Origin of the sequence: Kitasatospora sp. NPDC059803 (assembly GCF_042732255.1) — a bacterium.
Classification (GTDB): Bacteria; Actinomycetota; Actinomycetes; order Streptomycetales; family Streptomycetaceae; genus Kitasatospora.
The window spans coordinates 16,499-26,571 of the sequence record NZ_JBHWIJ010000034.1 but is presented as its reverse complement, the minus strand read 5'-3'; the positions used below and the strand labels follow the sequence as shown (position 1 = coordinate 26,571).

General features: G+C 71.8%; 8 protein-coding genes and 1 pseudogene. All 9 read left to right on the top strand.

Annotated elements, in window-relative coordinates; all coding sequences use genetic code 11:
- Nucleotides 1–103: 103 nt before the first annotated feature.
- On the top strand, nt 104–1,495 hold the full coding sequence (gene eccD / locus ACFV6I_RS08535) for a type VII secretion integral membrane protein EccD (protein WP_380423980.1): 1,392 nt from the start codon (nt 104–106) through the stop codon (nt 1,493–1,495).
- A gap of 133 nt (nt 1,496–1,628) precedes the next feature.
- A complete protein-coding gene (eccB, locus tag ACFV6I_RS08530; RefSeq protein WP_380423979.1) occupies nt 1,629–3,080 on the top strand; it encodes a type VII secretion protein EccB in 1,452 nt (483 codons plus the stop codon).
- A gap of 105 nt (nt 3,081–3,185) precedes the next feature.
- Nucleotides 3,186–3,530, top strand: a complete 345-nt coding sequence (locus ACFV6I_RS08525) for a hypothetical protein (RefSeq protein ID WP_159398565.1) — start codon at nt 3,186–3,188, stop codon at nt 3,528–3,530.
- Between the two features lie 73 nt (nt 3,531–3,603).
- The gene (locus tag ACFV6I_RS08520) at nt 3,604–3,888 is read left to right on the top strand and encodes a hypothetical protein (protein ID WP_063350546.1); all 285 of its coding nucleotides are present in this window, start codon (nt 3,604–3,606) and stop codon (nt 3,886–3,888) included.
- A gap of 39 nt (nt 3,889–3,927) precedes the next feature.
- Complete coding sequence (locus tag ACFV6I_RS08515; protein ID WP_159398566.1) at nt 3,928–4,425, top strand: hypothetical protein; 498 nt, start codon at nt 3,928–3,930, stop codon at nt 4,423–4,425.
- A gap of 63 nt (nt 4,426–4,488) precedes the next feature.
- Entirely contained in the window at nt 4,489–6,717 is a 2,229-nt protein-coding gene (locus ACFV6I_RS08510) for a hypothetical protein (RefSeq protein ID WP_380423978.1), read from the top strand.
- A 38-nt stretch (nt 6,718–6,755) separates the two neighbouring features.
- Nucleotides 6,756–7,220 carry a YbaB/EbfC family nucleoid-associated protein gene (locus ACFV6I_RS08505; RefSeq protein ID WP_380342658.1) on the top strand — a complete coding sequence of 155 codons (465 nt, stop codon included), beginning with the start codon at nt 6,756–6,758 and terminating at the stop codon, nt 7,218–7,220.
- Nucleotides 7,213–7,515 carry a hypothetical protein gene (locus ACFV6I_RS08500; protein WP_380342655.1) on the top strand — a complete coding sequence of 101 codons (303 nt, stop codon included), beginning with the start codon at nt 7,213–7,215 and terminating at the stop codon, nt 7,513–7,515. The genes ACFV6I_RS08505 and ACFV6I_RS08500 overlap by 8 nt, the downstream gene beginning before the upstream one ends.
- Nucleotides 7,516–7,600: 85 nt before the next feature.
- A pseudogene (locus ACFV6I_RS08495) lies at nt 7,601–10,073 on the top strand (hypothetical protein); the annotation flags it as partial.

Below are 10,073 nucleotides of genomic sequence, written 5' to 3'. Positions count from 1 at the left end.
GACTCACCCTGGCGCTGTCGCCCCCCGCGCAAGACACCCCCCCCCGCCCCCCCCGCCAGACCCATCTCAATGCCGTTCGGAGGCCAGGGCAAAAGGGAGAAGTGTGAACGGGAGCGCGAACGGGACCGCCGTCGCCGGACTGTGCCGACTGAGGTTCCGAACGCCCGAGGCGGTCCTGGAACTCGCCGTCCCCGCCGACGTACCGCTGGCCGACCTGCTGCCGGCCGTCCTCGCGCACGCCGGCCCCGAGCTGGAGGAACAGGGCGTCGAGCACGACGGCTGGGTCCTGCAGCGCCTCGGCGGCCCGCCGCTGGACGAGGAGCTCGGCGCCGACGCGCTCGACCTGCACGACGGCGACGAGCTGTACCTGCGCCCGCGCCGCGACGCCCTGCCCGAGGTGCACTACGACGACCTGGCCGACGGCGTCGCCACCGGCATGCGGGCCCGCTCCGACACCTGGCGCCCGGCGCTCACCCACCACGTGGCGCTCGGACTGGCCGTGGCCGTCCTGGCCGGCGGGCTCGCCGTGCTGCTGCTCCCCGGCCCGGAGCAGACCCGTGCCCTTGCTGCCGCCGTCACCGGCCTGCTCCTGCTGCTGGGTGCGCTGAGCGCCTCCCGGGCGGTCGGCGACGCCGGCGCGGGCACCGCGCTCGGTGCCATGGCGGTGCCCTACCTCGCGATGGCCGGGGCCCTGCTGCCGGCCGGCGGCGGGGCCGGCGCGGTCGGCGCCCGGATGCTGGCGGGCGGCTGCGCGGCCGCCGGCGCGGCGGTGCTGGCGCTGGCCGCCGTCGGCTGCTCGGCGCCGCTGTTCCTCGGCGCGGTGCTGTTCGCCCTGTACGTCATGGTGGCGGGCGGGCTGACGCTGGGCGGGGAGGACGGCCCGCAGGTGGCGGCCGTGCTGGCGGTGCTCGCGGTGATCCTCGGGGCGTTCGTCCCCGGGATCTGCTTCCGCCTGTCCGGGCTGCGGCTGCCCGCGCTGCCGCGAAACGCCGAGGAGCTCCAGGAGGGCATCGCGCCCGTCCCGAGCGCCACCGTACGCAGCCGCAGCGATGTCGCCGACGGCTTCCTGACGGCCTTCCACCTGGCGCTCGGCACGGTTCTCACGGGATGCCTGACCCTGGTGGCCGGCGAATCCGGCTGGGCGGCCACGGCCCTGACGGTGACCCTGTCCGTCCTGCTGCTGCTGCACTCCCGGGCGATCGGCAGCATCCCGCAGCGGCTGTCCGTCCTCCTGCCCGGCGCCTACGGCCTGGCGCTGCTGCTCGGCCACCTGGCCGTCGGCGAGCGGAGCGGCGGGCGCCTGCTGGTGCTGGTCGGCCTGCTCGCCCTGGCGGCCGCCCTCGCGGTGGTCTCCTGGACGATCCCCGGGCGCCGGCTGCTGCCCTACTGGGGCCGGGCCGCGGACCTGCTGCACACCACCGCGGGGATGGCCGTGATCCCGCTGGCGCTGGCCGTGGCCGGGGTCTACCACGAGCTGCGGGCCCTGGCCGGCTGAGCCGGACCCTGACGGCCCCGCACCTCCCGCCGCCGGACCCTGGCGGCCCCGCACATCCCGCCTCCCGGCCCGGCACCTTCCGCCGTGCGCCGCCCGGCCCCGCACCTTCCGCCGCCCCGAGGAGAACCACGAGATGCAGTCGAAGCGCGACCAGGTGCAGGCCCACCTGTTCGTGATGGGCAGGCTCGCCACCGGCATGCTGCGCGGCGAGCCCGACGCGGCCGACACCCCGGCCGGGCGCACCTCGCGGGGCACCGTCATCGGGCTGGTCATCGCCGTGCTGGTGTGCCTGGTGGCGGCCGTGTACGGGGTGATCGTCCCCGGCGGCGCCACCGGCTGGCAGAAGCCCGGCACCCTGGTGGTGGTGAAGGAGAGCGGCGCCCGCTACCTCTTCCTGGACGGCAGCCTGCACCCCGTGCTGAACGAGGCCAGCGCCCGGCTGCTGGCCGGCGACCAGCTGGTGGTCGACCAGGTCAGCGTGCGCTCGCTGGCCGACACCCCGCGCGGCGTCCCGATCGGCATCCTCGGCGCCCCCGACGGCCTGCCCGGGGCCGAGCAGCTCGCCGACGCGCCCTGGCTCGCCTGCGCCGTCAGCCGGCCCGGCCCGTCCGGCGGCCGCCTGGCGGAGCTGGCCCTGACGGTCGGCCCGGGCCGCCGCGGCACCGGGCTGACGGACGGCCAGGGCGCGCTGGTCGCCGCCCCGGACGGCGCCGAGTACCTGCTCTGGCACGGCCGCCGGCTGCGCCTGGACACCGTCAACGGCGCCCGCCAGGCCCTCGGCCAGAGCGCCGTCGCCCCCTACCCGGTGACGGCCGCCTTCCTCAACGCGCTGGCCGCCGGCCCCGACCTGGCCGCTCCCGACCCGGGGGAGCGCGGCAAGGCCGGCCCGCAGCTCGGCGCCCACCCCACCCGGGTCGGCCAGCTGTTCACCGGCCCCGGCGGCGACCCCTACCTGCTGACCACGGCGGGGTTCACCCCGCTCAGCCGGATGGCCTTCGAGCTGCTGCGCAACGACCCCCGCACGCAGAGTGCCGCCTACGGGGGCGACGACGACGCCCCCGTCCAGCTCGGCCCGGCCGACCTCACCGGGCACACCGCCCCGGCCGCCCAGCCGTCCGCCGCCGCCGGCGGGCTGCCGGCCGCGCCGCCGGAGCTGGTGACGATCCCCCAGAACCGGGGCGTCTGCGCCGACCTGCGGCTCACCGACCAGGCGCCGACCACTTCCGTCACCCTGGTCGACGCCGCCTCCGTCGAGGGCCCGCCGCCGGCCGCCCAGCCGGGCGTGGACCCGGCCTGCGCCGGCGCCGACAGCATCGCCGTCAAGCCCGGTGGCGGCGCCCTGGTGCGGGCGCTGTCCAGCGCGGGCGTCGGCGCCACCCTGTACCTGGTCACCGACGCCGGGGTGAAGTACCCGCTGGCCTCCGCCGCGGCGGTCAAACAGCTCGGCTACGGCGAGGTCGTCCCCTCGGCCGTCCCGGAGGCCCTGCTGTCCCTGCTGCCGACCGGCCCCAGCCTCGACCCGGCCGCGCTGACCGGCGCCGCGAGCCCCGCGTCGCGGCCCTCAGGACCGTCCTGCGCGAGGTGAACCACCCCCCGGCACGCGTCCGTTGAAGCAGATGGACCGGGTCGGCCGACCCGCTCGGGCGGCATCCGCCGCAGCCGAGAACCCGTACCGACGAAAGGCAGCGCAATGACCACTCCTCCGGGCTTGCAGACCGACGACGCGGCCGTCAAGACCGTCCTGGCGACCCTGGACACCCACATCCAGGCCATGATGCGGGCCGGCCAGCAGGTCGAGGACGTCAACCTCGAAGTCCAGAACCACTTCAAGGCCGCGTGCAGCACCGCCTACCAGGGGAAGATCGACGACTGGCAGACCCGGTACCAGCGGCTCAAGAGCGCCTACGCCACCTTCCAGGACCGGTTCTCCACCGGGCACACCCAGATCAACTCCGCCCACGACGAGGCCTACGGCGTCACCAACAGCTGGGGCGGCGGCGCGGGCGACGAGGTCTACAAGGGCCTCAACCTCTGATCCAGCCCGCGCCGACAGACCTGCCGGACCCGGGCAGCCCGGGCCGGACCCCAGCCGACCGAAAGGACCAGCCATGGCAAGCATCGAGCTCCACCACGCGAACATCGACGAGGCGGCGGACGCCCTGACCCAGGCCGGCAACGGCATGCACTCCGCGATGGAGGACTGCCTCCAGGCCATCCAGACCGCCGAGCACCAGCTCAAGGGCGACCTGGCCGCCGCGGCCCACTCCTTCTACCTGGTGCTGGCCGGCCAGGACGCCACCATGACCACCGACATCCAGCAGGGCGCCGACACCCTGCGCACCATGCACGGCCTGCTCCGCGACGCGGACCGGCGCGGCGCGGCGGGCATCTGATGACGGCCGCGGAGCGGCTCGACCGGAGGGGCGGGCGCGATGCCCACTAGCCCGCCGGAGCCGCCGAAGGTGCCCGACGCACCGACCCTGACCCCGCCGGCGCCCGGGCCCCCGGCACCGGACATGAGCCACACGCTCAGCGTCAACCACGACGACCTCGAGTACTTCGCGAACTCGATCCTGCCGTCGTACCTGAGCCAGCTGGAGACCGACCCGGGCTACTCGGCCATGCTGGGCTTCAGCGGCCAGGGCACGGTGACCACGAAACACCACTACGTCTCGCTGCTGGCCGGGAACTTCGAGAGCGGCACCAACCTGGCGAAGGGGTTCACCCACCTCGCCAGCACCGTGGTGGGTGATTTCAAGACCTTCCACAACCAGATGGAGAAGGGCCGGCTCGACGTCCTGAGCTTCCTGAACCTGATGGACACCGCTCACGACGAGGCTCTGACGGCCGCGCAAGTGATGCAGATCCTGCAAGACGTCATCGCCGTCGGTGGCGGTGGCGGCGGTGGTGGCGGCGGCGGCGGGAAGTAGCGCTCTTCCCCTTCCGGTCGGCTCCCTGTACCCCTGAACCCCTCGACCCACCTGGAGACCTCCGTGCCCATGCTCTGGGAGACGACGCTCGCCGCCTTCAACTCCAAGCAGGCTCCGGTGGAGATCACCACGCGGGACAAGATCGCGGGAGCGAAGGCCGAGAGATGGATCAAGTCCGGGAACATGTCCGTCGAGAACGGGTACTTCGACCCCAAGGACGCGTCCACCCAGACGTACTTGACGGACGGCACGGGGCTGGGGAACCCGGACGTCTGGTGGGCGATGAACTTCTACGACGGCACCGCGAACAACGGTGATGGCGGCCCGCGCCACTTCAAGATCAACGTCCACATCGACTACGACAAGTGGGGGAACGACCCCAACGGCGTGCTCTCCAAGTTCAACCACCAGGCCGAGTTGATCCTCGACCCGATCATGCCGGACGTCTCGACCGACGTGGCTCCGGACTCCAAGGCGAAGCTCCCGATCAGTACCCGCGGGAACGACACGATCGACCCGCAGAGCCTGCTGGCCGGGGCCAAGGCGATCGAGGACACCACGAAGTGGTTGTCGACCCAGGCCGAGGCGTTCCGCAAGTGGGCGGAGCAGATCGACGGCCCGGGCGACAGCTGGGAGGGTGACGCGGCGGGCGAGTTCAAGAAGCTCCTCGAACGGTTCGCCGTCGAACTCGACGACCTGCGCAACCAGTTGATCGGGGCCAACTACGGGCCCTCGCTGGAGTACGCGGCGTACGGAATCGGCGTCGTCATCAAGGCGGTCAGGACGGCGCAGACGGTCTGGTACAGCACCGGGTTCCCGTACCAGTGCATCCAGGAGGTCCTGTGGGAGGAGATGCACAAGGCCCCCATGTACTGGACCGCGGAGAGCACCTGGAAGTACGACACCTCCTCGCTGGGCGACCCCCGCAACGACGCCTTCTACGCCGCTCTCGACCAGAAGGCCAAGGAGAGGTGGCTGAAGAAGGTCGCCGACTACCTGGACAAGCCCGGTGACGACGCGATGGCGGCACTGGGGAGCGCGTACGACCCGCTGATCACCAAGCTCGGGTTCGACCTCATGCCGGTCGGCATCACGCTTCCGCCGAAGGAGATGCCGGACCCCAACGACCCCAACAACCCCAAGAACCCCGACGCACCCCCACCGCCCGGTCTCGGCGACGGCAGCGGGGGAGCCGGCGGGGGAGACGGCGGGGCCGGCGGGGACAAGAACAACCACATCCCCCCGCCGCCGATCATCGGCGGCGACGGCGCCGGCGGGAACGGTGGCGGCCTCGGCGCCGGGACGCCGATCCGCGACAAGGACGGCAACGTGCTCCTGGACAAGGACAAGAAGCCGATCCTCCTGCCGCCCGGCGGCTACATCTCGGGCGGCAAGGTCTACGACTCCTCCGGCAAGGAGGTGCTGGGCAAGGACGGCAAGCCGATCGTGGTGCCCCCCGGCGCCAACGTGCCGGCCGGCACCGGCGGAGGCGTGTACGGCCCCAACGCCAAGGTGCCGAAGGGATCGACCATCCGCGAGGACGGCACGGTGGTCGACCCCAACGGCAAGGAGATCCTGGACGCCAACGGCAACCCGATCGTGGTCGAGAAGGGCTCCTCGATCGCCGACGACGGCACCCTGCTGGACCCCCAGAAGAAGCCGATCTCCGACTACATCCAGCGCTCGCGCGACCTCCAGCACGCCTGGGCCTCGGTGGGCGGCAGTGGCAGTGGCAGCGGCAGTGGTGGTGGCGGAACCATCACCTGGGGCGACATCAGCGGTGCGCGCCCGCCGTCCACCGGTGGGGGCACGCCCTGGACCCTGAACCTGGGGTCGGGGGGCAGCAGCCTCGACCAGAACGACGGCTTCGGCGCGGTCGGCACCTACCCGGGGATGTTCAGTGGCGTCGGTGGGGGAGCGTACGAGGGCCTCGGCACCTCCGGCGGCGGCCAGGCCCCCCGGATCCTCAACACCAGCAGCGGAGTCGGCCCCCGGGTGGCGGAGAACGGCGGACCGCCGCCCGCGGCCAAGGTCGCCGGCGCCGGAGCAGCCGCCGCCGAGAAGGCCACGATGAGCCAGAAGGCCTCCGCGCTCGCCGCCGAGGAGGCCGCCGCGATGCGGGGCCGCTCGGTGAACACCAGTGGCGGCGGGATGCCCATGGTCCCGCCGATGGGCGGCGGAATGGGCGGCGGCCAGGGCGAGAAGGGCCGGCAGCGGACCACCTGGCTGGCCGAGGACGAAGAGGTCTGGGGCACCGACACCGGTGCGGTCAGCGGAGTGATCGGCCGCTGAGTCGGCGCCGCGTCACGGGAGTGGAAAGGAACACGGAGATGACGTTCTCGTTCGAGGAGCAGCTCGCCCAGGCGATGGCCGCCCTGGAGGAGCAGCAGGTCAAGATGGCCGAGATGACCCGGCAACTGCAGGCGGCGACGGCCTCGGTGACGACCAAGGACCGGATGCTCACCGTGAAGGTGGGCGCGCAGGGCGAGGTGCTCGCGCTGACCTTCCACACCACCGCCTACCAGGAGATGGCCCCCGCGCACCTGGCCGCCGTCCTCAAGGACGTGTTGAACGAGGCCAAGGCCCGGATGGGCGAGCAGATCACCCGGTCGATGCGCGCCTTCGACGGGGTCGGCGAGTCGCTGCGCCTGGCGGTCACCGGCGACCAGGAGGAGGACCCCCTGCTGTCGATGCTGGGAGGCCTGGACCTGGACGCGCTGCTGGAGCCGCTCACCGCGATGCGGCCGGGAGCCGACCAGACCAAGACCCACAAGCAGGAGGAGTTCAATGGCTAAGCAGTTGGTGAAACTTGAGGACCTGAAGGCGGCGTTCGGCGACTTCGACAAGATGTCCGAGCTGGTCGACAAGGTCTACGGCCAGATCGACCACGTCAACAAGGTGAACCGCACGGCGGCCGGATCCGACGAGATCGGCAAGCAGTACCACGAGAAGGTGGACGAGCCGACCACCAATCTGCTCGAACTGGTCGGCGGCATCAGGGACAAGCTGGCGCGCGTCGCGAAGAACGGCATGAACGTGGCCGACCTGTTCGACTCGACCGACGAGCACAATGCCGGGTTGGTGAAGTGACCCGCCGATAGCGCCGGACGGCGCCGTTCCCCACCCGCACCGCACGCACAGCACCAGCAGGCTTCGCAGCCGGAGGCTCCCCGCCATGGCCCACTCCTCGATCCAGGTCTCGCCCGGCGTGGCGACCTTCTTCCACATCCTCACCGGGATGCCGTGGCCGGAGTCCAACGAGGGATTGCTGCGAGACGTCCGGGACGAGTACAAGACGCTCTCCGAGGAACTGCCGCAGCTCGAGGCCTACATCGTGGACCTGGTGGCCAAGTGCCGGCAGCAGTTCGAGGGGCAGACCGCCGAGGCCTTCGAACAGGACATGGGGCGGTTCGTCGGCCAGGGGAAGGAGGGCACCAACTACATCGCCACGGCGACCGAACTCTGCAAGCAGCTCAGCGAGTTCGCGGGCAAGGTCGCGAACACCGTGGAGTACACGAAGTGGATGATCATCGGCCAGATCGTCCAGCTGCTGATCGAGATCGCGCTGGCCATCTTCTGGTCCCCGTTCACCGCCGGCACCTCGCTCCTCGCGGTCGAGCCCGTCAAGCAGGTCGTCAAGACGATCATCATCAACCTGCTGAAGAAGCTCCTCCAGGTGATCCTGATGCACACCTTCTTCGGTGTGGTGGGCGGCCTGGTGATGGACGGGATCATCCAGGGCATCCAGTTCGGGCAGGGCAACCGGCACGAGTGGGACAAGGACCTGACCAAGCAGGCCGCGATCTTCGGCGCGATCAGCGGCATCATCGCCGGCCCGCTGCACCTGCTGGGCATGGGCCTGGGCAAGCTCTTCGGCAAGATGTTCGGGAAGCTCTTCGTCTCGAAGGAACTGAGCGCCTCGCTGAAGAACCTGGCCGCCGGGATCGCCAAGGGCGGGACCAAGGAGTTCGCGAACCTCGGCGCCAAGGAACTCGGCAATGTCGGGGCCAAGGAGCTCGGCAACGCCGGGGCCAAGGGGCTCGGGAAGGCCGGGGCGAAGGAGGCCGGGGCCGGCGCCGGCCGGGCGATCGGGGACGAGGCGGCGAACAAGTTCGCCAACAGCCTCGAAAAGCTCCTGCGGGAGAACTCCGCCTTCCTCTCCAAGGGCTTCGCGGCCGGCGGCAAGACCGGCGCCAAGGCCGGGGCCCAGTTCGCGGAGAACATGGCGAAGTCCTTCGAGAAGCACCTCGGCCCCGCCCTCGGCAAGGACCTCGCCCGCGAGCTGGGAACGGCGTTCGGCAAGGAGTTCGCCCAGAAGTGGGCCAAGTCGGGGGAAGCCCGCGCGGGCCTGGCCGCCGCCCTGCGCGAGATCGCGAACAACTCCAAGGTCGCCACCGGAGAACTCAAGCTCCTGGCCGAGAAGCTTCCCGAACTCGCCGGCCGCGTCGGCAAGATGAACACGATGTTCGTGCTCGGCCACGTGCTCGGCGAGCAGGTCAAGAACGGTCTCAACCAGTACCTGACCGAGGGCTTCTACAACCTGATCTTCGAACCGAACCACGAGTTCTCGGCCAGCGGTGCGAGCTTCCTCAGCGGCTTCCTCATGGGCGGCGCGCGCCACCTGATGCACGGCCTCACCTCGCCCCTGATGACCAAGTACGTCAACTTCGTCCGGGACCTCCAGCACGCCGACATCCCCCACGACGGCAGCAAGTACTTCCACCCGCTCCACCCCCTCACCCTGCTGTCCGTGGCCACCAACCTGTCCGGCCACGCCGCGCCGTTCCCGGTGCCCAGGCTCGGCGAGCGCCTCCCCGCCCCGACCGAGGGCGGCCCGCACCTGACCAGCACCGAGGGCGGCGGCCGCACCACCTCGCTCACCCCGCCGTCCGGTTCGCACCGCACCGACGGCGGGCCCAGCACCGAGGGCGGGTCCAAGACGGACGGCGGGTCGAACGCGGCCGGCACCGAGGGCGGCAAGTCGACGGGCCCGAAGCCGTCGGTCGGCACGGAGACGCCGGGCGGGGACAAGACCTCCAAGCCCGGCTCGCAGACCGGCAACGGTGGCCGGACCACGCCGGACCCCGCCACCCGCCGCCCCACCGAGTCCGGGGGCGACCAGGGCAAGCAGACGGGTGGCACCACGGCGACGGCGGGCGGCGGCGACCCGAAGCCGGATCCGCGGCCTGCACCGAAGCCCGATCCCAAGCCGGACCCGAAGCCGGATCCCAAGCCCGATCCCAAGCCGGACCCCAAGCCGGATCCCAAGCCCGACCCCAAGCCCGACCCCAAGCCCGACCACACGCCCGACCCTCCGAACCCCGACCACAAGCCCGACCACAACCCCGACCGCACGACGGACCCCAAGCGGGACCCGAACCCTGACCCCAAGCCCGACCACAAGCCCGACCCGAAGCCGTCCAAGGAGGGCGACGGACGGCCTCCCAAGACCGAGGGCGGTCCGGACGGCAGCAAGGACCCCGACCCGAACGGCCCTCGCAAGGACACCCCCAAGTCCGAGTACGAGCTCCAGCGCGAACACCTCCGGGAACAACGCCTTCAGGGCGAGAAGGACCGTGCGGCGGCTGCTGAGGCTGCTCGTAAGGCGAGGGAGGCGTTGGATCCGTCGCAGGCGGACGGTGACGGGG